Annotated in this window: 22 protein-coding genes; 10 read left to right on the plus strand and 12 right to left on the minus strand. The window is 61.8% G+C overall.

Going from position 1 to position 22,192, the window contains the following annotated elements:
* Positions 1–315: FAD-binding protein (locus tag ONR57_RS08480; RefSeq protein WP_265122762.1), on the minus strand; the 315-nt coding region annotated here is incomplete at its 3' end.
* Between the two features lie 23 nt (positions 316–338).
* Between ONR57_RS08480 and ONR57_RS08485 the strand changes: the two genes are divergently transcribed.
* From ONR57_RS08485 to ONR57_RS08495, 3 genes are all read left to right on the plus strand, one after another.
* Positions 339–848, plus strand: coding sequence for a DUF2505 domain-containing protein (locus tag ONR57_RS08485; protein ID WP_265122763.1), 510 nt, complete (start codon positions 339–341; stop codon positions 846–848).
* 119 nt (positions 849–967) lie between these two features.
* Complete coding sequence (locus ONR57_RS08490) at positions 968–1,663, plus strand: class I SAM-dependent methyltransferase (RefSeq protein ID WP_374116423.1); 696 nt, start codon at positions 968–970, stop codon at positions 1,661–1,663.
* Positions 1,664–1,702: 39 nt separating this feature from the next.
* On the plus strand, positions 1,703–2,524 hold the full coding sequence (locus ONR57_RS08495) for a DUF2993 domain-containing protein (protein WP_265122764.1): 822 nt from the start codon (positions 1,703–1,705) through the stop codon (positions 2,522–2,524).
* A 6-nt stretch (positions 2,525–2,530) separates the two neighbouring features.
* Here ONR57_RS08495 and deoC read toward each other — a convergent pair whose 3' ends face one another.
* Positions 2,531–3,199, minus strand: a complete 669-nt coding sequence (gene deoC, locus ONR57_RS08500; RefSeq protein ID WP_265122765.1) for a deoxyribose-phosphate aldolase — start codon at positions 3,197–3,199, stop codon at positions 2,531–2,533.
* 27 nt (positions 3,200–3,226) lie between these two features.
* On the opposite strand from deoC, the gene purU reads away from it, so the two are divergent.
* Positions 3,227–4,114 (plus strand): formyltetrahydrofolate deformylase, encoded by an 888-nt coding sequence (purU, locus tag ONR57_RS08505; RefSeq protein ID WP_265122766.1) that lies wholly within the window; start codon positions 3,227–3,229, stop codon positions 4,112–4,114.
* A gap of 4 nt (positions 4,115–4,118) precedes the next feature.
* Here the strand turns inward: purU and ONR57_RS08510 are convergent, their stop codons facing one another.
* The 10 genes from ONR57_RS08510 to aceA form a co-directional block, all read right to left on the minus strand.
* Positions 4,119–5,204 (minus strand): alpha/beta fold hydrolase, encoded by a 1,086-nt coding sequence (locus ONR57_RS08510; RefSeq protein ID WP_265122767.1) that lies wholly within the window; start codon positions 5,202–5,204, stop codon positions 4,119–4,121.
* A 145-nt stretch (positions 5,205–5,349) separates the two neighbouring features.
* The gene (locus ONR57_RS08515; protein WP_265122768.1) at positions 5,350–6,189 is read right to left on the minus strand and encodes a MerR family transcriptional regulator; all 840 of its coding nucleotides are present in this window, start codon (positions 6,187–6,189) and stop codon (positions 5,350–5,352) included.
* 92 nt (positions 6,190–6,281) lie between these two features.
* Positions 6,282–7,163 carry a diiron oxygenase gene (locus tag ONR57_RS08520; RefSeq protein ID WP_265122788.1) on the minus strand — a complete coding sequence of 294 codons (882 nt, stop codon included), beginning with the start codon at positions 7,161–7,163 and terminating at the stop codon, positions 6,282–6,284.
* 244 nt (positions 7,164–7,407) lie between these two features.
* Positions 7,408–7,689: a DUF2516 family protein gene (locus ONR57_RS08525; protein ID WP_265122769.1), complete on the minus strand. Its 282-nt coding sequence runs from the start codon at positions 7,687–7,689 to the stop codon at positions 7,408–7,410.
* Positions 7,690–7,775: 86 nt separating this feature from the next.
* Positions 7,776–8,582, minus strand: a complete 807-nt coding sequence (locus tag ONR57_RS08530) for a hypothetical protein (protein ID WP_265122770.1) — start codon at positions 8,580–8,582, stop codon at positions 7,776–7,778.
* 100 nt (positions 8,583–8,682) lie between these two features.
* A complete protein-coding gene (locus tag ONR57_RS23290; RefSeq protein WP_265122789.1) occupies positions 8,683–9,030 on the minus strand; it encodes a helix-turn-helix domain-containing protein in 348 nt (115 codons plus the stop codon).
* Between the two features lie 326 nt (positions 9,031–9,356).
* The gene (locus ONR57_RS08540; protein WP_265122790.1) at positions 9,357–10,616 is read right to left on the minus strand and encodes a DUF445 domain-containing protein; all 1,260 of its coding nucleotides are present in this window, start codon (positions 10,614–10,616) and stop codon (positions 9,357–9,359) included.
* Positions 10,617–10,698: 82 nt separating this feature from the next.
* Positions 10,699–12,990, minus strand: a complete 2,292-nt coding sequence (gene metE / locus ONR57_RS08545; protein ID WP_265122771.1) for a 5-methyltetrahydropteroyltriglutamate--homocysteine S-methyltransferase — start codon at positions 12,988–12,990, stop codon at positions 10,699–10,701.
* Positions 12,991–13,186: 196 nt separating this feature from the next.
* Positions 13,187–14,113: a 3-hydroxybutyryl-CoA dehydrogenase gene (locus ONR57_RS08550; protein ID WP_265122772.1), complete on the minus strand. Its 927-nt coding sequence runs from the start codon at positions 14,111–14,113 to the stop codon at positions 13,187–13,189.
* Positions 14,113–15,399 carry an isocitrate lyase gene (aceA, locus tag ONR57_RS08555; protein ID WP_265122773.1) on the minus strand — a complete coding sequence of 429 codons (1,287 nt, stop codon included), beginning with the start codon at positions 15,397–15,399 and terminating at the stop codon, positions 14,113–14,115. The genes ONR57_RS08550 and aceA overlap by 1 nt, the downstream gene beginning before the upstream one ends.
* A 583-nt stretch (positions 15,400–15,982) precedes the next feature.
* Here aceA and ramB point away from each other — a divergent pair.
* From ramB to urtC, 6 genes are all read left to right on the plus strand, one after another.
* The gene (ramB, locus tag ONR57_RS08560; RefSeq protein WP_265122774.1) at positions 15,983–17,455 is read left to right on the plus strand and encodes an acetate metabolism transcriptional regulator RamB; all 1,473 of its coding nucleotides are present in this window, start codon (positions 15,983–15,985) and stop codon (positions 17,453–17,455) included.
* Between the two features lie 127 nt (positions 17,456–17,582).
* Positions 17,583–17,729, plus strand: a complete 147-nt coding sequence (locus ONR57_RS08565) for a hypothetical protein (protein ID WP_265122775.1) — start codon at positions 17,583–17,585, stop codon at positions 17,727–17,729.
* A 173-nt stretch (positions 17,730–17,902) separates the two neighbouring features.
* Positions 17,903–18,430, plus strand: coding sequence for a DUF6764 family protein (locus tag ONR57_RS08570; protein WP_374116424.1), 528 nt, complete (start codon positions 17,903–17,905; stop codon positions 18,428–18,430).
* Positions 18,431–18,808: 378 nt separating this feature from the next.
* Positions 18,809–20,059 (plus strand): urea ABC transporter substrate-binding protein, encoded by a 1,251-nt coding sequence (gene urtA, locus ONR57_RS08575; RefSeq protein ID WP_265122776.1) that lies wholly within the window; start codon positions 18,809–18,811, stop codon positions 20,057–20,059.
* Between the two features lie 99 nt (positions 20,060–20,158).
* Entirely contained in the window at positions 20,159–21,043 is an 885-nt protein-coding gene (gene urtB, locus ONR57_RS08580; RefSeq protein ID WP_265122777.1) for an urea ABC transporter permease subunit UrtB, read from the plus strand.
* Complete coding sequence (gene urtC, locus ONR57_RS08585) at positions 21,040–22,167, plus strand: urea ABC transporter permease subunit UrtC (protein WP_265122778.1); 1,128 nt, start codon at positions 21,040–21,042, stop codon at positions 22,165–22,167. The genes urtB and urtC overlap by 4 nt, the downstream gene beginning before the upstream one ends.
* Positions 22,168–22,192 lie beyond the last annotated feature (25 nt).

Below are 22,192 nucleotides of genomic sequence, written 5' to 3' on the forward strand. Positions count from 1 at the left end.
TCCCGCTTCAGCCCGCACGATGGCCCCGTCAAGGGAATACGACGTGGTCGCGACGCGGACAACAACCGCTTCGGCGCCCTCATCCGCGATCACCAGGTTCGATCCACCTGCCAGGATCAACAGCGGAATCTGCTCTTGATCGAGCTTTCGAACGACGCCAGCAAGCATTTCCGTGGTTGTACAGGTGACAATCGCTGCCGCCGGACCGCCCAAGCGCAGTGTTGTATGCGCGGCGAGCGGTGTCCCGAATGTGACCGAGGCTCCGAACTCAGCAGCGAGCCGCGCCACGACATCAGTTGATTGGATGGCAGACACATGAGAACGGTAACCTGCCGGATATGGCTCGCCGCACTGAGTACCGCAAAGAGTTTCCGTTTCCCGCTGAGAAGGTCTACGAGGCGCTAGCGACACGGCAGTATTGGGAAGACCGGCTTACTGCTGTCGGTGGCACAAACGCCCGCGTTGTCGCTTTCGAAACGAATGACGGCGGCATCTCGGTGGAGCTGGAACAGACGATTCCGCGCTCGAAGCTGCCGTCCGTGGCGCATACCGTGATCAAACATGACATGGTGATTCAGCGCCGGGAATCGTGGTCCGCCCTCGACGGCGCAGCATCGAGTGCTTCCGGCGAACTATTCGCAGCGATGCCTGGCGGCCCGGGCGACGTCAAAGGCACCCGTAAGCTCGCAGCCGACGGCAGCGGATCGATTATCGAAGCCACCGTTGAATCCCGCGTATCCGTACCCATCGTGGGCGGCAAACTCGAGAAGGTCGTGCTTCAAAACCTCGTGCGCCTTTATGAGAAGGAAGATTCCTTCACCGAAGAATGGATCGGGAAGCACCTATAACGGGACCCGTAACGCGGGCCCCGAAAACGCCGCGAGCGCGTGAACAGTACCGTGCTGTCGGGCAGATCACGCGCGGAACAACAGGCGTTAACCGGCTGCGGCGCTCAGACCGCTGGCTTGTGAACGATCCTGACATTCAGCGGATTCTCGCGGAAGCGAAAGATCCGTTAGTGGTCGATCTCGGATACGGCGCACGGCCTACCACTACGTTCGAACTGGCGGCACGGTTGCGCAGCGCCGTCCCCGCCACCCGCGTGGTGGGCCTCGAAATCGACCCGTCACGCGTGGTGCCCGCACGTGACGGCGTGGAGTTCCGGCAGGGCGGGTTCGAACTGGCAGGCTTGAACCCTGTGCTCGTGCGAGCGTTCAACGTGCTGCGCCAATACAGCGAAGAAGATGTCGGCCACGCGTGGGCCACGATGCGTGCGCGACTCGCGCCACACGGCCGCATCATCGACGGCACCTGCGATGAACTGGGCCGTCGATGCGCATGGATCACACTCGACGAAACGGGCCCGCTAACCTTGACGCTTGCGTGGGATCCCCATGCAGTCGCATTGCCGTCCGATATCGCAGAGCGCTTACCCAAAGCGCTGATTCACCGAAACATCGCCGGCGAGCGGATTCATGACGTGCTGCGCCTTGCGGATTCATGCTGGGTTCGGTCGGCTGCTTATGCCTCCTACGGCCCGCGGCAGCGGTGGCGGGCGACGCTGTGCGCCATGCGCGAGGCAGGGCTTGCGGTGACGATTCCGCGCCGCAGGCTGCGTGATTGCGTCCTCACCCTCAGTTGGGAAACCGTCGCGCCGAAGTGAGTGGTGGGCGTCAGGCGATAAAGCCTTAGGGAAAACACAGTGTTCTCGCAGCACGATCTGCAGGCCCCTCGGGCACAATGGCTGTCGATGATGACGACGAACCCGAACAAACCCGGCCCGGCGAAGGGCAAACGCCGCGGGCGCAGCATCGCCCTGATCGTGGTGGCTGTCCTCTTCGTGGGCATCGCCGCGGTGGGGATCGGTAGCGAGTTTTACCTGCGCAATCGGGTTTCAGATTGCATGGCCCAGTCACTGAGCCAGTCGGTCGGGTCGGACGTCGCGGTGTCGATGAGCCGTAAACCGATGCTGATGCAAATGGTGGACGGCAAAACCCCGTGGGTCGAGGTGACCAGCATGGGCGACCGCCTCGGGGACGCCGACGGCATGCACATGGATTTGCGCCTCGAAGGGGTCCACTCCTTCGATGACGGCGAGATCGCGACCACTGTCGAGCGCTCCACCGCCGACATCACGTGGTCCGCGCCCGGGATCCTTGCGACACTGCAGCGCCAGGGTGTCCTGGCCGTCGTGACGGCGGTCGAGCCGCGACCAGCCGATCAGACGCTCGGCATCCAGATTGTGGGGGCGATCTTGAGTGTCACGGTGGCGCCGTCCGTGCAGAACGAGGCAATCAACTTGGAGGTGACGGACGCCAACTTGCTTGGGATCGGTATCCCGCGGGAGCTACCGCAAGCCATCATTCAGACCATCGGCGACGGGCTCTCCGAGTTTCCGCTCGACATGAAGCCGACCAATCTCACCGTCACAGGCGAGGGCATCGAACTGCGGCTCGAGGGCGGGTACACCGAAATGGAGCGTGCCGAGATGACCGGTGAAGAAGTGACCTGCTCGCTCTTCTGACGGCCGTTAACTGTCAGCGAAGCCAGCGAGCACGGCGCGAGTGCCAGAGAGGCCCAGCCGAGTCGCACCAGCCTGAATCATCTCTCGCGCGGCTTCCGCGGTGCGTATGCCGCCACTCGCCTTGACACCGAGTGCGCCGCCGACGGTTTTCGCCATCAGTTCGACCGCATGCACGGACGCGCCGCCAGCCGGATGAAAACCGGTCGACGTCTTCACGAAATCCGCCCCCGCCCTGCGTGCCGCCTCACAGACCGCCACGATCGCGCCGTCCGGCAGGGCTGCGGATTCGATGATCACTTTCAAAACTGCGCCGTCCGCAGCCTCTCGAACAATCAGGATGTCCTGGAGAACGGCATCGTAATCACCAGCTATGGCGCTGCCGACGTCGATGACCATGTCGACCTCGGCTGCGCCGTTTTCGACCGCCATGCGCGCCTCGAAACCCTTCACGAGGGAATGGTGCTTCCCAGAGGGGAAACCCGCGACCGTGGCTACGACGAGACCCTCAGCCCGAACGGGCAGCATTGACGGGGAGACGCAGATCGCGAGCACGCCCAACTCTTGTGCCTCCGCAATCAGCGCGTCAGCATCACCCCGTGTGGCCTCCGGCTTCAGCAGCGTGTGATCAACCATCTCAGCGACACGCGCGCGAGTGATACTGCGAAGAGGTTCCATTCTGGTGAGCTTGTCATACTTACCGGCATGGTATTGAACGCGGTCTCCGACGAACGTCGTTTCGTGTTGTCTCTCGGCTGTCCCGACGCGCTGGGCATCGTGGCGCGGTTGTCTGGCTTTCTGGCTGGCGCGGGTGCGTGGATTGTCGAGGCCGCGTATCACGCTGATCCGGACACAGGATGGTTCTTCACGCGGCAAGCGGTCACGGCATCCTCAGTTCGTATGAGTCTGGAGGAGTTCCGCGGACGCTTCGCCGAGATCGCAGCGACTTTCGGCAGGGAAGCTGAGTGGTCCGTCCATGACACCGGCGAGCGCAAACGCCTTGTCTTGCTTGTCAGCAAGGAGGGCCATTGTCTGCATGACTTACTCGGACGAGCTGCCACTGGCGAGCTGCCTGGTGAGATCTGCGCAGTGATCGGCAACCATCGCAACCTCGAAGGTGTCGCCGAGGCGCACGGCGTCCCATTTACCCACGTCCCGTTTCCGGCGGACCAAGAAGAACGCAAGTCAGCGTTCGAACAGGTTCGGGAACTCGTCGATGCCCACAACCCGCATGCGGTGGTGCTGGCGCGTTTCATGCAGGTGCTGCCACCCGAGTTGTGTGCACACTGGAAGGGCCGAGCGATCAACATTCATCACAGCTTCTTACCGTCATTTGTGGGCGCACGGCCATACCATCAAGCACATGACCGTGGCGTGAAGATCATCGGCGCCACCTGCCACTATGTGACAGCTGAACTCGACGCGGGCCCCATCATTGAACAAGATGTTGTACGCATCGATCACTCCTACACGATCCCCGACATGGTTCGGCAGGGCCGCGATATCGAGAAGATTGTGCTTGCTCGCGGTCTCCGCTGGCATCTGGAAGACCGCGTCCAGGTGCACGGTCGCAAGACCGTGATTTTCAGCTGACGCGTCAGCCCACGCGCCGATGCGCCGCGGGCAGCGCTGCGAGGCGCCGGATCTGTGAGATCACCGTCTCCGGTGCCTCGATTGGGCTCATGTGACCGATCTTGGGCACCTCGATGAACGACTCAAGATGCCCAGCCTGTTCGAGTCGCTCCTTGATCCGGTACGAATGCACCGGTGGTGTCAGCCGGTCCGCACTTCCCACCAGCACGCTCGTGGGCACGTGCAGGTTCTCAAGAGCATCTGCAATGTTCAGGCGCCCGAGCACAGTGCCCCACCTGCCGCGGACTCGCGGCGGGCACGCGTGCACGATGGCGCGGCAGAAGTCGCGCTGTTCTGGGGTCGATTCGCTGCCCATAGTCGCGTAGCGAAGCAGGTCAGACAGCATGAGCCCGGCGGGCACCGGCGCGGAGATCAGCGCATGTACCAGCTGAGGACGGCCCGGAACACCGCGCAGCAGTGACGGCACGACGAGTTCTTCAGCAGTCAGCGAGTCTGAGGCCGTGCTGAGCAGCAGCGCAGCCGACGCGTACCGTGCTACCTCTGATGGGTACCGCTCTGACCAGGACATGATCGTCATGCCGCCCATGCTGTGACCCGCCATCACGGCGCGTTCACCAGGCGCCAGCGTCGCTGTGGTGACCGCCGCAAAATCGTCAGCAAGCGTTTGGGGGCTGAGTTTGGCCCGCCCGAGTTCGCTGCGACCGTGTCCACGCTGATCGTAGGTGATCACCCGGAACTCGTCGGCGAGGGCGTTGATCTGCGGGCGCCAGAAATCGATGGAACAGGTCCAGCCGTGCGCGAGGACGATGGGCTGCGCACCTGGCCGCCCGAATACGCGGACGTTGAGTTTGGTGCCGTCCTTTGAGGCGACGTACCGCTCATCTGAGTGGGCACTAATCTCTGTGAAAAGCGAGGGACTGCTGAGCGCAGTGACAGGGCTCGCGCTCGAACCGCCATCGGCTTCGCCCCTGCTGAGCAATTTGCGAGCCGGTGCTGCAACACCGTCCAGCAGTGTCTCGCGAGCACGATCAAGCGGGCGCAGCGGATACGACATCGTCTGCGACAACGCACCGATCACCGGAAGTCTCACCAGTTCACCTCATTGTGTTCGTGGCACCGGCTCACGCCGGCAGGCGCTCCATTGCGCTTATCCCGATCCTTTTACAAAGTACGCTGATTTGCAAGCGATCGCGTGATTTTTGGTGCGAAAATTGCGCAGCTGCGAGGATCGCGCGTTACTGCGCGGACTCGTCCGACGCCGATTCCGGCTCGTTGCCGTTCAGCGCCGCGGCAGCGCGGTTGATGGCCTTGCTGATTTCAATCTCCATCACTTCACTAAAGAGGAGATCGACGACGCGGTTGGCCAGCGGCCGCAGTTTTTTGGACAGCTCAGCGAGTTCGGCTACGCGTTTTTCGTCAAGCGGTATACTCGCCCCGCCCTGAAGACCGTCGGGCAGGAATACCTCGGTGATCGTGGTGACGAATACGCGGGCGACGTCACGCAAATCATCACGGACAACTTTGCCTTGCTCGAGAATCCGATCCGGAGGTACTCCGAAATCGACAAGCGATTGCGCAACCTCACGCAAACGCGGATCGATGCCTAATAGGTCCTCAGCACGAAGCACGCTGAGTTCTTTGGCTCGCTCCGGGCCCGGAACCGGGGTTTGATCCCCAAATATTTTCCGCAGCTCCCCCAGAGTGCCTCTGGCTTTCGCCCGGAAGAACCCCAGGGGGCCGCGAAGGTCGTCCGTCTCAAGAATGTCCTCGACGCTCATCCCATACTGTGACGCCAGCAGGAGCTCGCTGATCGTGGCGAAGGTGTAACCGCGCTCCAGCATCCGGATGATCAGCCGCAGACGCGAGAGATGAGACTCGTTGTACCAGCCAGTACGCCCTTCCTTACGTGGCGGTGGCAGCAACCCCCGGTCTTGGTACACGCGGACATTGCGGACGCTGATGCCCGCCGCGCGTGCCAGATCGTCGATCCGGTATTCCTTCATCTCCCGCTTTCGCTCACCTCCGCGCCGAACGGAGGGATGATGGCTAGGCCGAGCAATCTGCTCTGTGAGCATCTGCGTGGAGTATACCGCGCCAAGACTTTCCGGGCTTTTCCGGGCTTTTGCGAGTTTCCCGGACATTACAGCCCGCCTGGGTAAAACAATCGTCAGATTATGTTCGCCCTGCGCAGCAGGATCTTCGACGGCCCGCCGATTAGTCCGACGCTGTCGAGGAACTCGATCGTTTTGCGCGAGCCTTCGCGGATCTTCCGCTGATAGTGCGGATTGTTGCGGGCCGCCTTCTTCGCCGCTTTAGGGTCAAGGCCGGCCGCGCGGTATACCTCTGGATTTACTAGTTCCGTCACAATGAAATAGGCCGTGATTCCCAGCAACAAGCGGGCACCTTCACGCTGGAACCAGTTCACCTCGCGCATTCGGCGAATCGTCTCCTCGCGAGCGAATCGGATATGCCGGGCCTCTTCCAGGACGTGAATCTGGCTCACCGCGCGCGTTACTGGCTGAACCCGTTCATCGCGCATGAAGTCACGCTGCATCATGTCGAGAATTTCCTCGGCAAACAGGGTACCGCCATAGGCGAGCGCGCCAGTCGCAACCGACTTGAATCCATTCGCAAGGTGCATGACCACCTTGCCCGGCCGATAAGACGGCACACCCATCTTGGTCGCCGCACGAGCGAACATCGTCGAATGCCGGCACTCGTCTGCGATTTCGGTGAGTCCGAACTGCACGTGCGAAGTCGACGCGTCCCGCCAGTAGATATCGCGGAGCAGCATCTGCATCAGAATCAGCTCAAACCAGATACCGGTGCCACTAATGCTCGCCGCTTCGTGGGTGGTGAGAGTAACCCGCTGCTCGGGCGTCATCTTGTCCCACATATCGGTCCCGTACAGACTCGACCACTCGGGCGTCATTCCATACAGATCCGGGTCGACCGGAGCATCCCAGTCGATCTCCGTTGCGGGATCATGAGACTTTCGTGCTGCGGATTCAAGCAGACGGCGGCCCGTTTCTTCGGCGCTGGACTCCATTGGCCGCGCCTGCAGGTAGGTCACTTCAGATGCGTCCGCCGCGCTGCCGACGCCAGCTTCACCCTGTCCACGGGCCCCTTCCGCAGGGGCAGTACGCCTCAGTTCATGGACGATCAACGTTGATCACTCCTCAAGGCACATCGGTTGTATGTCCGATCAAGCCTCCTCGTTGGGGCTTGATTAACACCGTACCATTGAGACAATGACCATTGTCAAGGTTTAACGCGCAACTTTCTCGCGGTGTTCACCAACGTGGGCCGCGCTGGATTTCATCCACCCTTGGGCGCACATCGGCCAGGTACACACCAATCGCGATGACTGCGACGAAGCCAAGCAGGCTCGGCAATTGAAACAGGAGAAGCACGACAGTCGAGACTGCGAGAATCCCCAGCCACACCGGTTTCGTTAGCTTATCGACCGCTGGAAACGCGTCAGAGCGCTGGCGAACGGCATGCAGAACGGCGAACGCTCCCGCACCTAGCGCGGCAAGAGTCAGCAGCAGAGAAACAAAAGCCTGGAGTTGCACCCTTACTACTGTAATTGGGTACTAATCCACGAGCTACATGACTGGGGCCACGCCCATCGATCAGGCACGGCCCCAGCTGTCTCAACTCACTGCTGCTCAGACTTGGCGGCGGTGGACTTTCGCCGTGACGCCGTGGTACCTGTTCGCTTCGTAGCGGTGCGGCGCGTCGGCGCCTTCTTCGTCTGGTCCGGCTTTGCTTCGGCCTTTACCTCTTCGGCCGCATCCTTGACGTCAGCGACTGCGTCCTCCGTTGCGTCCGCAGCATCGTCCGCGGTCGAGGCGAGCGTCTCCCGAGTCTCGTCGGCAATGTCGGCGACGCGGTCAGCAACGGCGTCGCGCACCTCGGCAGCCTCGGCAACTGCCGCGTTCGCGGCACCACTGACTGCTTCGACAGCGCCTGTTGCCTGCGCCGTGACGGTGTCGACCGCTTTCTCTGAGCGTGCGGCGAGGCGGCCAACGGTGCGATTCGCGAACTCACGAACGAGCCGCGAACGCTTACCCAGCTCTTCGATCGCGTCTTCCGTCTTCTCTGCGGCATCACTAAGGCGCGCCTCGACGACAGGCTGCTTCCGAAGTGTCTCGATCCGGCTCTCCCCACGCTGCGCGAGGGCACCGTAGGTACCCGCAGCATTGTGCAGGTACGTTTCCGCTTGCTTACGGATATCGTCCGGGTTGATGCGTGCGCGCAGCTCGGTCAGATCTCCGGGCACCTGCGACGGCAGTGCCGCCAGCATCTCACGAGTACGGTGTGCGCGCGCTTGAGTGTCTGTGGCAGCGGTTGCCGCCCGGCCCCTGATGTCCTTCACGAACCCACCGACGGCCTCAACTGCGAGGTCTCCTGCACCGACAGCCGCGAACAGTGGCGTCTTTACAGAGTCGATTGTTTTTGCCATGTGTTGTTGCTCCCCATCAATGTCGACGTATGTGTGCACCAGGACAGCAGCCGAACGTGGGTGAGCGTACCCAGCGAGCAAGCCGCTCCCGCGCGTGCGTCTACTGCTGACCGGTTTCGTTCTCGCGACAGAACGAGTTGTAGATCTCGAGAATGACTTGCTTTTGGCGCTCGTTGAGCGTGGCATCCGCCAGGACCGCGTCCCGGACAGGACTCGACTCTCGCTGTTCCAAGATCCCTGCTCGCACATAAAGCGCCTCAGCCGACACCCTCAGACCTTTCGCGATCTGGCCGAGTACTTCAGCGGACGGTTTGCGTAGCCCACGTTCGATCTGACTGAGGTAGGGGTTGCTCACGCCCGCCCGCTCTGCGAGCTGGCGCAGTGACACCTGAGCCAGCTCCCGCTGCGCACGGATGAAGCTTCCAATATCCTGCGCCGCGTTACTCACAACGCGGACTGCCGCAGGCCCCCCACTCTGACGTGAAGCGTCAGAGAGACCCTCATGATCGGACGCATCCCCGACCTCATTGTCGGGCGCTACGGAGCGGTTGGGCGAGTTCTGCTCATCCTCAGCGTCCCGCGCTTCCTCCACCGCCTGGCTGCTTTCCTCAGCAACCAACTCGGGTTCAGATTGTGCGGTGTCGAACTCGCCGTCAGCCTGGGCCATCAACTCCACCTTCTGCTCCGGCTACGTGCGTGAGGGTACTCACGTGCGCTAACTGCTGCAAGCACTCACCTTAGTTGTGTCTGCACCATTATGTGATGCTTTTCACACTACCCACCGAAAAGCAAATGGGTAATGCTGTGGATCGACAGGCCCGCCAGCGCGCCAACGACCGTGCCGTTGATTCTGATGAACTGGAGATCCCGCCCAACCTGCAGTTCTATCTTTTCGCTTGCCTCATCAGCATCCCATTTAGCGACAGTGTCGCTGATGATGCTTGTGATCTCGTGGGCATAGTTGTCGATGATGTAACCCGCCGCATCCGTCAGCCACCGCTCAATCTTCTCCCGCAGCGCGGCATCGCGGTTCAGCCGCTCGCCGAAGCTGATCACCGACTCCCGGATTTTTCGCCGCAGCGTGCTGTCGGGATCATCCACCGACTCGAGAATCATCTTCTTCACCAGCCGCCAGGCGGCACTCGCGAGTCCGGTGACCTCCTTGCGATTCATCAACTCGGTCTTGACTCGCTCAGCCTTCGCGATGGTGGTCTCGTCATGCTGCAGATCATCAGCGAAATCGAAGAGGAATTTGTTAATCGCGACGCGGACCTCATGCTCCGGATCCGCGCGCACCTTCCACGCGAATTCGACGAGTTCACGGTGGATCTTCTCACCGACAAGCAGGTCGACAACCTTCGGTGACCACGTCGGTGAATCCCGCGTCACGATGCGGTCGATCGTTTCCTGCGACCCCAGCGCCCATTGATAGGCACGGTCGCAGAGCAGTTCGATGATCGGCAACTGCCGGTTTTCGTTCAGCAGCTCACTGAGGATTTTCCCCAGCGGCGGGCCCCACTGCGGTTCGGCGATGCGTTTGACGAGAGTGTGATCGATGACTTGCTGGACATCCTCGTCGCGGAGGACCATCACGAACGCACGCAGCATGGAGGAAGCCTCAGTGGCGACGCGGTCCGCGCGCGCGGGGTCGGCGAGCCATTCCCCTGCTTTCGCGGGCAGTTCCGCAGACCGCAATCGCTGAGTCACCACGTCCCTGGACAAGAAGTTCGATCCGACGAAGGTGCCGAGGTTCTCCCCAAGCTGATCCTTCTTTTTCTTGATCAGTGCGGTGTGCGGAATCGGTAATCCCATGGGCCGCTTGAACAGTGCGGTCACCGCGAACCAGTCAGCAAGACCGCCGACCACGCCAGCTTCAGAGGCCGCGCGCAGGAAGCTCACCCAGCCAGCCGTGTCTTCCTGGGATTCTAGGTAACGGCAATACAGATAGATCGATGCCGCCACAAACAGGCAGGCAAGCGAGAGCATCTTCATCTTGCGAAGATCACGGCGCTTGGCTTCGTCATTGAGGTCCATGAGCTGCACTGGACCATTGTCACTCACAATTGAACTTCCCCGCTCGGCCGCACCGGTGAGGAGGGCGCGCTCCGCCGCGCCTCTAGCCCTGCCCCGCGCGGCGCCGGATGCGCCGCGCTGCCGCGACGAGGTTTCGCAGCGACGGTTCGAGCTGCCATCCGTGGCGCGTCTTGAGGCCCCCATCGGGATTGGCCCACAACCGTTCCGGTTCGACGGCCTGGAGCGCCTTTGTAAGGAGCTCATCTACCTCATCGATGTCTGGGATCCGCGCGGAATGTGTCTCATATACACCTGGTCCGACACCTCGGGTGAGTCCAGCATCCTTCAGAGCGTCGAGCACCCAATAGAGGTTCCGGGTTGCCGACACGAGGTATGTGACGTCAGCGTCGAGGTCTTCGATCGCCTCCACGACGGCGGCGACACCTGAAAGGCCCATGTGGGTGTGGATCTGCGTTTCAGGTTTCACCCCGGCTGTCGCAAGACGGAACGCGCCGACGGCCCACTCCAGGTACTCCTCGCGGCCCGCCGGATGGCGCGGCAACAGCGTTCTGATCGCGGGCTCGTCAACTTGGATGATCGTGATCCCGGCAGCTTCGAGGTCCGTGACCTCGTCGCGGATCGCCAGGGCGAGCTGGACGACTGTCTCCTGCGGTGGCTGGTCATCACGAACGAAGGAGAACGCCAACATAGTGACAGGCCCAGTGAGGATGGCCTTTACCGGCTTGTCGGTGAGCGATTGCGCGTAGGTGATCCAGTCCACAGTCATCGCCTTTGGGCGCGAAACATCGCCGTAAAGGACAGGCGGACGCACACACCGCGATCCGTAAACCTGGACCCAGCCGTTGCGCGTCACCGCATATCCCTCGAGCAGTTCAGCGAAGTACTGAATCATGTCATTGCGTTCGATCTCGCCGTGCACGAGAACGTCGAGCCCGATGTCTTCCTGAAGCCGGATTACCTTCTCGATCTCACTCTTGACGACGGTGATGTACTCGTCGTACGAGATCCGATCGAGACCGAGGTCGTACCGCGCCTGCTTCACCGCAGCCGACTGCGGATACGACCCCAGGGTCGTGGTCGGCACCTTCGGCAGCGGCAAAGCTCGCTGCTGTGCATCGCGCCGCTCGCTATATGGGAGGCGCTGGCGGTCCGCGTCGGTAATCGCCGCGACGCGCTTGCGAACCGCGTCATTGGGGGCTACCTGCAGCTCACCTGACGTCGCTCGCCAGCGCTGCGGCGCACCGTCCTTCAGCGCCCGCGCCAGCGCGACGACCTCGCCTACCTTCTGTTTTGCGAAGGCCAGCCGGTCTGCCACATCACCGGGAAGGTCGAATTCAGAGAGGACATCGACGGGGACGTGCAGGAGGGTGCACGACGTCGAAACTACGATGTCGGGGATGACCTGTTGCAGTTGCTGCAAGTAGTCGAGCGTTTCGTATTTATCTGTCTTCCATACGTTGCGACCACTCACCACACCCGCATATAACCGCTTGCGGCGCAGCCCAGGGATAGCTGCCAGCTCCGCTGGAGTTTTCGGCGCTGCCACAAGATCAAGTCCGATGGCTTCGACGTTCGTCGAGGCAAGTATCGGGAGCGCTGGCCCAAAGTCTCCGTATTGGCCGGTGACCAAGAGCCTCGGGCGAAGCGGTGATCGGCTGAGTGTGTCATACGCCCGCTGAAACGCGTCGAGTTCCGCGCTTGTCCGTTCCATCGTGAAGTACGGCTCATCCAGCTGCACACAGGTGGTGCCCGCGCGGGCGAGGCGATCGAAAAGCTCTTCGTATTTGACCAGCAACCGGTCAAGGAGGTCCAGTGTCCGGAAGTCTGCTGGCGCATCCCCAGCGGCCTTGCTCATCAGCAACAGCGTGACAGGCCCAAGAACGACTGGGCGAAGCTCGATGCCCGCTGCAGCACCGCGCTTTATTTCGTCAATGACATGGTCCGCGCTCAGCGCGAACTCCATGTCCGGCTCCATTTCCGGCTGCCGGTAGTAGTAGTTGCTGCTGATGAACTTCACGAGCTCAAGGGGCGGAAAATCGGGCATACCGCGCGCCATCGTGAAGTACAGATCAAGCGGGTTCAGTTGCGCCTCGAGCGCCTTGAACCGTTGTGGAATCGCCCCGAACAGAAAGGCGGTGTCGAGGACGTGATCGTAGTACGAGAAGGTATTGCCCGGAACTTGTGACAGCCCGGTGGCCGCCAGTTCACTCCACGTCGCTTCCTGTAACTCTCTGCCCGTCTCAACCAGTTCCTGCTGCGAGATACCGCCACGCCAGTAGGCTTCGAGCGCGCGCTTGAGTTCCCTGCGAGGACCGATCCGCGGGTAGCCCAGAATGCTCGAGCGGTACTCACTCATGTGGGGGGAACTGGTCATTCCTGCCTTCACCTTTCCTGCGCCGCGTTCCGGCGTGGTGCCGAGAGCTGGCCAGTATGTGTGCTCGAGGCAACCCTACTGCGAGAAACGCTCCTAGCGACACGAAAGGGGCGCGGCCGTTCCGTGAAGAATGACCGCACCCCTTTCTGTTCGAGCACTCTATGAGCGGCTCAGCGAGCCGTGCCGGTTTCGCCCATCATTTTGCTGACGGACGGCCTGAGGCTGGGTACTGATAGAACCCGTGTCCAGCCTTTTTGCCGAGCCGGCCTGCCTCAACCATGCGCAGCAGCAGCGGCGGCGGCGAGTACAGCGGCTCCTTGAACTCCTCGTACATCGAGTCGGCGATCGCCTTGATCGTGTCGAGGCCGACGAGATCGCTGAGAGCCAGCGGCCCCATTGGATGGGCCAGACCGAGCACAATCGCCTTGTCGATGTCCTCCACCGTCGCAAACCCCGACTCCACCATCCGTATCGCGGAGAGGAGGTACGGGACGAGGAGGGCGTTGACCACGAAGCCCGAACGATCGGCGGACCGCACCACCTGCTTACCGAGAATGTCGCGAGCGAACGTTTCCGCACGCTCCGTCACCTCAGGACCGGTCATCAGGGTGGTCACAAGTTCCACGAGCGGGAGGACAGGCACCGGATTAAAGAAGTGCATGCCAACCACGCGGCTCGAGTTCTTCGTCGCCATCCCGAGCTTCATGATCGGGATGGACGAGGTGTTCGACGCCAGCACGGCTTTCGGGTCGGTGACGACCTCGTCAAGCTCACGGAAAATTTCCGTCTTGACTTTTTCGTCTTCGACCACTGCTTCCACGACAAGCTGACGATCGGCGAAATCACCGAGATCGGAGGTGAAACGCAGCCGCCATGCGGCTTGCTCACGCTCCCGCTCGGTGATCTTTCCGCTACTCACACCGCGGTCAAGTGACCGGAGGATCCGCGCACGGCCTGCTGCGGCGAGTTCACGGGACTGTTCGAACACCAGCACGTCGACGTGTGCGCGAGCGCACACCTCTGCGATACCAGCACCCATCTGCCCGGCGCCGATAACACCAACACGCGAGATCTTTTCTCCGGCACCTGCTTTCGCAGCGGGAGCGTCAGCTTGCCCGGTCATCAGTGGAACTGGCCTTCTTCAGTGGAGCCCTTGAGAGCAGCAGTGGAGGTGTTGGGGTCAACGGTGGTGGCGATCCGGTCGAAGTAGCCGGCGCCAACCTCACGCTGGTGCTTCGTGGCGGTGTAGCCGCGCTCTTCTGACGCGAACTCGCGCTCCTGCAGATCGACGTAGGCGGTCATACCCTCGCGAGCGTAGCCGTAGGCCAGATCGAACATGCTGTAGTTGAGCGCGTGGAAGCCGGCAAGCGTGATGAACTGGAATTTGAAGCCCATCGCGCCGAGTTCACGCTGGAACTTCGCGATCGTTGCGTCGTCGAGGTGCTTCTTCCAGTTGAAGGAAGGTGAGCAGTTGTACGACAGCAACTGGTCCGGGAAGTCAGCCTTGACTGCCTCGGCGAACTTGCGTGCGACCTGCAGGTCCGGCACGCCGGTCTCCATCCAGATCATGTCGGCGTACGGGGCGTATGCCTTAGCACGTGCGATGCAGGGCTCGATGCCGTTCTTCAGGTTGTAGAAGCCCTCTGCGGTCCGCTCACCGGTGATGAACGGCTTGTCGCGCTCGTCCACATCAGAGGTGATGAGGGTCGCGGCCTCAGCGTCGGTACGCGCGATCACGACGGTCGGCGTGTTCGAAACGTCGGCAGCGAGACGTGCCGAGGTCAGCGTGCGGACGTGCTGCTGGGTCGGAATGAGAACCTTGCCACCGAGGTGACCGCACTTCTTCTCCGACGCGAGCTGATCCTCCCAGTGGGTACCAGCGGCACCCGCTGCGATCATCGCCTTCTGCAGCTCGTACACGTTGAGTGCGCCACCGAAGCCGGCCTCACCGTCGGCGACGATCGGAACGAGCCAGTTGTCGACAGAGGTGTCGCCCTCGACGCGAGCGATTTCGTCAGCACGGAGCAGCGCGTTGTTGATGCGGCGAACAACGGCGGGAACCGAGTTGGCCGGGTAGAGGCTCTGGTCCGGGTAGGTGTGGCCCGAGAGGTTCGCGTCACCCGCGACCTGCCAGCCGGAGAGATAGATGGCCTTCAGGCCCGCGCGGACCTGCTGAACGGCCATGTTGCCGGTCAGTGCACCGAGCGCGTTGATGTAGCCGTCTCCGTTGACGCCTTCCCAGAGGATTTCGGCGCCACGACGAGCCAGCGTGTGCTCTTCTACAACACTGCCCTGGAGCTCAGCAACCTGCTCAGCAGAGTAATCGCGCGTGATTCCGTTCCAGCGGGGGTTGGTGTCCCAGTCCTGCTGAATCTCAGCAGCGGTACGTGGCTTACCGACGTTGGACATCGATTCTCCAGTTTCTTATTTGATTCTGACCCTTGAGGCGCAAGCCCGGTTCCCATGTAAACGGCCCGTTACCGGGCACTCACACAACGAACCGGTTTCACATCCGTTTACCTCAGCGGATCGGTTACTTAACCGACGATGCCATACCCTAAAGACGCTGGTCTACCCCTTGCAAGTGCCAATTCTGGCTAGGATTCACACACGTTTTGCAAATTTTGCGAAGAACCCGGAGGGTGATCTTCTGTGAAAACAGTACGGGCGTTACGTTAGCGCAGGTGAGATGGGGCACCCGGGCGCCAGCGTTCAGCCATCGCACTACCGCCGGTAAACATCCGCCATGGCCAGGAGGGGAGGTGGGTGTGATGATTTTCACATCGCACTGTCGTCCCGCACATCCTCTGGCGCTCTGGCACCTGGGAGATCGCAGAGCGCATTCCGTCCACCCCTTAGCGACATTGTGAGTCTGCGAGTGTCCCTACGTTGAGGCTCGCAGGTGGGCAGCGCACACACCCGCTTCACGAGCCTTGCGAAAATTGCCAATGCTGGCGTGAGAACACCCGCGCGCGCAGCTAGCCTGGACTACGTGGCCAAGACGTACGTCGGAGCGCGACTGCGACAACTGCGGGCCGAACGCGGCCTCACTCAGGTCGAGCTTGCGAAGATGCTCGACATTTCGCCGAGCTACCTCAACCAGATCGAGCACGACGTGCGTCCGCTAACCGTGCCGGTGTTGCTGCGCATTACCGAACTCTTCGGCGTCGACGCCACGTTCTTCGCGTCCCAAGACACCACTCGGCTGATCGCCGAGGTACGCGAGGTCCTCCTCGACTCCGACGTGGGCGCCGAAGCTGATCCCGAAGAGGTGGCCCAGCTCGTCCAGGCGCACCCGGCGATCGCCCGAGCCGTTGTCAACTTGCATCGCCGGTATCGCAATACGTCATCACAACTCGCGGCGGCGACCGAAGACCGATTCAACGACGGCAGTGGTTCCGGTGCGATCACGATGCCTCACGAGGAAGTGCGAGACTACGTTTACCAGCGGCAGAACTACTTTCACGAACTCGATACGGCGGCAGAGCAGCTCACCGTACAGATGCGGATGCACCATGCTGACCTTCGCAGGGAAATCACCCGGCGACTCGAACGCGTGCACGGCGTGCAGATCATCAAGCGCATCGACCTCGGGGATTCGGTTCTCCACCGTTACCACCCAGAAACGCGGGTGCTCGAGATTTCTTCGCACCTTTCGGCCGGACAGCAGGTTTTCAAGTTCGCCACCGAACTCGCCTATCTGGAATGCGGCGACCTGCTCGACCACCTTGTCGATGAAGGGAACTTCAGCTCAGATGCGGCGCACAAACTAGCGCGCGTGAGCCTGGCCAAATACTTCGCCGCCGCCACCATGCTCCCGTACCGCCAATTTCACGAGGTGGCGGAAGACTTCCGGTACGACGTAGAACGGCTCTCCGCGTTCTACGCGGTGAGCTACGAGTCGATCTGTCACCGGCTCTCCACTCTGCAGCGACCCAACCTGCGCGGTGTGCCATTCTCGTTCGTCCGGGTCGACCGGGCCGGCAATATGTCGAAGCGCCAATCCGCCACGGGCTTCCATTTCTCTTCGACGGGCGGCACCTGCCCCCTGTGGAACGTCTACGAAACGTTCGCCTATCCAGGCAAAATAATGCGGCAGATCGCGGAGATGCCGGACGGCCGCCGATATCTCTGGATCGCTCGCACTGTTGAGCGCCGCGCGTCCCGATACGGCGAACCCGGCAAGACTTTCGCGATCGGCCTCGGCTGTGAAGTGCGGCATGCCGGCCGGACGGTCTACGCCGACGGACTCGACCTGTCAGACACGGGCACCGCCACTCCGATCGGCGTGGGCTGCAGAATTTGTGAACGCGATACGTGCCCGCAGCGTGCATTTCCCGCGATCGGGAAAAACCTCGATCTCAATGAACACCGGAGCAGCGTGTCACCGTACCTCGTGCGCGAGGACGCCCGCGACAGAGTCAGGGAACGTATCCCCGACGAGGAACTCGCGCCGCACCTGTAAACGAATTGTCATTCATCTGATTTCGATCAGTGACTCGTTCGCCGGACCGGCGCGCGCGCTGTCCCTACGGTGAACAGAGGCGCGAAAACCCGCGCTACTGCGGTGTACCACGAAGGGGTTTACGCACATGTTCGGTTCAATTCTCGACACGCTCGCGGCCTTCGCGCTGTGGATCCGGGACAACGACGGCACCGGCGATTTCAGTAATTTCGACCTCGTATTTGGGCTGTTCGGAGAAATGGCAGGGTCGCTCGACGACTTCCTGGGGTCATAAAACAGCAGTTGCTCCACGCGTGCGGGTTCCCGGCTTCCCCGGGGGCCCGCACGCTTCGTTGTGCGGGTTGTGCAGATTTTCACGAAATGTGGTGCTGCCACCCATCCAGGACCGCGGTGGCACCGAAAACAGGGTGTAAGGCTTCGACAGCTACTGAATATGACGGAGATGCCATGCCTGCCACGACCGCACACATGCCAGCCCGCCGGCTCGCCCTTGGGGCTGCCGGTGCTCTCATCGCCGGTACCGCCACCCTTTTCACCGCACCCACCGCGTCCGCTGCGCCAGTCGAGTGCCCGGCAGTGCCGGGCACAGCTCAGATGTCGGATTCGGCAACCTCATCGTGCACTGCCAGCGCCGACGAAATGAGCGCTGCCGCCGCATACGGATTCGACGGTGACGCCGCAGCGGTGGCCGAGATGTTCGGCCTTTCTCTGGCAATCGCGGCGGACGGCGGCACGGCCATCAGCGCCGCATCGAACTTCTCCGGACCGGCCGCGATCGCTGTAGGCCCAGGAGCCACTGTCGAGACATGGGGTATCAACCCCGGCCTTTCGATCGGCATCGCCGGTCCAGGCGCCACCGTGACCGTATCTGGGACTAGTGCCCCCACGTGTGCGGGCGGCCCCGGCTTCGCGGGCGATTTCCAAACCGGTCAGGGCTGCTTCTCCGATGGCGCGATGACCGTCCCTCTCGGATAGTCCGGCGCACAACCACGCTTCGGGCGCCGTCCCACTGCCCGCCCCACCGGGGAGCCGGCGCCCGAGGGCCGTCGTATCGCCCGCATCCGTTCTTCCGTGTCCATCGTCGTCCGCGCGGAAGGCGGCTCGGCCGCAAGAATACGACGGCGCGGGCGGGCGCTGGCGCTTCACCCAGCGCCCGCCACCTCACCGAGAGCTATCGGCTCGCGCTGCTCCAAACGCACCTTTTGCGACTGTTTACCGTGCGGTAACAGTGATTCACCTCACCGTGACAACTGGTCACTTGACCGAAACAGGCACTCAATAGCGTTCCCCGGGACTGGCCTCGTCGCACCGTTGCGGCGAGGCACCCGATGAAAAGGAACGGAAGGTGTGCCGATGAGGTTGTCCAGGCGCATAGTCGCTGCCCCTACTGCATTGGTGGCGATCGGTTTACTCCTCACCGCGTGCGGCAGTCGCGCCGGCGATGAAGCAGCCGCCACCGCGGAATCGTGTGTAGACACCAGCGGCGACACCATCAAAGTGGGTTCTCTCAACTCGCTATCCGGCACGATGGCGATCAGCGAAGTCACCGTTCGCGACTCGATCCGCCTTGCCGTTGAAGAGATCAACGCCGACGGTGGCGTCCTCGGAAAGCAGATTCAGATCGTCGGTGAGGACGGCGCATCCGACCCAGCGACATTCGCCGAGAAGGCCGAAAAGTTGATCCGGCAGGATTGCGTCGCAGCCGTCTTTGGCGGCTGGACCTCCGCTAGCCGTAAGGCAATGTTGCCTGTCTTCGAGGACAACAATGCACTGCTGTACTACCCCGTGCAGTACGAGGGCCTCGAAGCGTCACCGAATATCTTCTACACCGGCGCTACCACCAACCAGCAGATCGTCCCTGCGCTCGATTACCTGAAAGAGCAGGGTGTTGAATCGATCTATCTCGTCGGCAGCGACTATGTCTTCCCGCGCACCGCGAACTCAGTGATCAAGGCATATGCCGAAGCGAACGACATCGAGATCCTCGGGGAGGACTACACACCGCTGGGTTCGACGGACTTCTCGACAATCGTCAACAAGGTGCGCACCGCCGGCGCGGACGCTGTGTTCAACACGCTCAACGGCGACTCTAACGTCGCGTTCTTCCGCGAATACTCAAACGCGGGCCTCAGCCCGGAAACCATGCCAGTCGTCTCGGTCTCCATCGCCGAGGAGGAAGTGGGCGGCATCGGTGTACAGAACATTGAGGGCCAGCTGACGGCATGGAACTACTACCAAACTGTCGACACCCCTGAGAACCAGGCGTTCGTTGCCGCGTACAAGGAACGGTACGGCGAGAACAAACCTACCTCGGATCCGATGGAAGCGGCGTACACCTCGGTGTATCTGTGGAAAGCCACCGTTGAAAAAGCTGAGTCCTTTGACGTCGCGGACGTTCAAGAAGCGGCGGATGGCGTGAGCTTCAGCGCCCCGGAAGGCGCCGTCACCATCAACGGCGACAACAACCACATCACCAAGACATCGCGCATCGGCGTGATCAACGGCGAAGGCCTCATCGACACCATCTGGGAGTCGGACGGCCCAATCGATCCGGACCCGTATCTCGAGTCCTATGAGTGGGCAGAGGGCCTGTCCGGCAACTGATCCAGTAGCTGGGCCAGTTCGGGGCTCGTGTCTCAGTCACGGCGCGAGCCCCGAGTTGCGCCCCGCATCAGATCTCTCACGAAAGGTTGGACGCCGTCGATGGACGTTCTCGCCAGCCAGCTCTTCACCGGCCTGAGTATCGGCTCGATCCTGCTGCTGATCGCGCTGGGCCTTTCCCTCACGTTCGGCCAGATGGGCGTCATCAACATGGCGCATGGGGAGTTCATCATGGCCGGTTCGTACACAGCATTCGTTGTCCAGCAAGTGATTTCGAGCGCAGGTGTGTCGCTGTTCGTTTCCCTTATCGTCGGTTTCTGCGTCGGTGGAATCATGGGCGTCATCCTTGAAGCAACCCTGCTCAAGCGCATGTACCACCGGCCGCTCGACACCCTGCTCGTCACCTTTGGAGTGGGCCTGATTCTGCAGCAGGTCGCACGCGACATCTTCGGTGCGCCCGCCGTCAATGTGGCTGCGCCACAATTCTTGCGCGGCAACATCGAAGTGTTCGGTGTGGTGATGACCAAGTCGAGGCTTTTCATCCTGATCCTCGCGCTCGTCTGTGTCGCTGCGCTCGCGGCCGCGCTCAAATACACGTCGATGGGACGCCGGATCCGGGCGGTGGTGCAGAACCGTGATCTCGCTGAAGTGAGCGGTATTTCCAGCCGGCGCACGGACATCACCACCTTCTTTATCGGTTCGGGGCTAGCGGGTGTGGCGGGGGTCGCGCTGACGCTGATCGGCTCCACTAGCCCGACAATCGGTCAGAGCTACATCGTTGACGCGTTTCTCGTCGTCATCGCGGGTGGCCTCGGCCAGATTCGCGGTGCCGTCATCGCCGCGTTCGCACTCGGTGTTTTGCATGCCGTCATCGAGTACTCGACCACAGCGAGTATCGCGAAGGTTCTCGTTTTCGTGGCGATCATCATCTTCTTGCAGGTTCGCCCGCAAGGCCTCGTCAGCGTCAAGACAAGGAGTCTCGCATGATTACCACTCTCGTGAAAGACTCCCCCGACGCGGAGAAGCCACGCCCGCGCAAGGCACCGGTGCGGTCGTTCTCTGATCGCTACGGCATCTGGCTCGCTTTCGGGATTGGCGCTCTACTGCTCTTTGTTGTCGCGCCAGCGACGCTGAGCGATTTCCGCCTGAATCTGCTCGGGAAGTTCTTGTGTTTCGCGATCGTCGCCGTTGGCATCGGCCTCGCATGGGGGCGCGGCGGAATGCTCACCCTAGGCCAGGGCGTTTTCTTTGGCCTCGGCGCATACATGATGGCTATGCACATGAAGCTCGCGGACGCCGAGTTGCGCGGCGGTCCCGGCGCACTTCCGGACTTCATGCAACTCGGCGGGCAGCGCGACTTGCCAGCCTTCTGGCTGCCATTCACCAGCCCGTTCGCGACATTACTGATGATCGTGCTGGTACCGGGGGTGCTCGCGCTGCTGCTCGGGCTCGGGATCTTTAAGCGCAGCGTGAAGGGTGCGTACTTCGCGATTCTGAGCCAGGCACTGGCCGCGGCCTTCGCCATTTTGCTCATCAGCCAGCAGAACACGCTCGGTGGATCAAACGGCATCAGCTACTTCCGCACCTGGTTCGGGTTCACGCTCAACGACCCCGTGAACAAGCGCATGCTGTTTTTCATCGCGGCGGGCACGCTGCTGGTGATCATGCTGATCACCCGCCAGCTGATGAACAGCCGCTACGGTGAGTTACTCGTTGCGGTTCGCGACCAAGAGGAACGTGTGCGGTTTCTCGGCTACGACCCCGCGAACATCAAACTCGTCGCGTACGTCGTTGCGGCGCTGTGGGCGTCGATCGCTGGTGCGCTCTTCGTACCTATCGTCGGCATCATCACCCCGCAGGACGTCGGGGTGCTTGCTTCGATCGCCTTCATCATCGGCGTCGCGATTGGTGGCCGGACCACGCTGCTCGGGCCCGTCCTCGGCGCCATTGCCGTGGCGTGGGCGCAAACGTCGCTCTCCGAACAGTTCCCGTCCGCGTGGACGTACGCGCAAGGCGCGTTGTTCATTCTTGTCGTCGGTTTCCTGCCCGGCGGCATCGCATCCCTGTTCCTCTTGCGCCGCCGCAAGAAGCGGAAGGAGGCCACCCCGTGACCACAGAAGCCGAGCACCAGCCCAT

This window comes from Hoyosella sp. YIM 151337 (assembly GCF_026041215.1).
Lineage (GTDB): Bacteria > Actinomycetota > Actinomycetes > Mycobacteriales > Mycobacteriaceae > Hoyosella.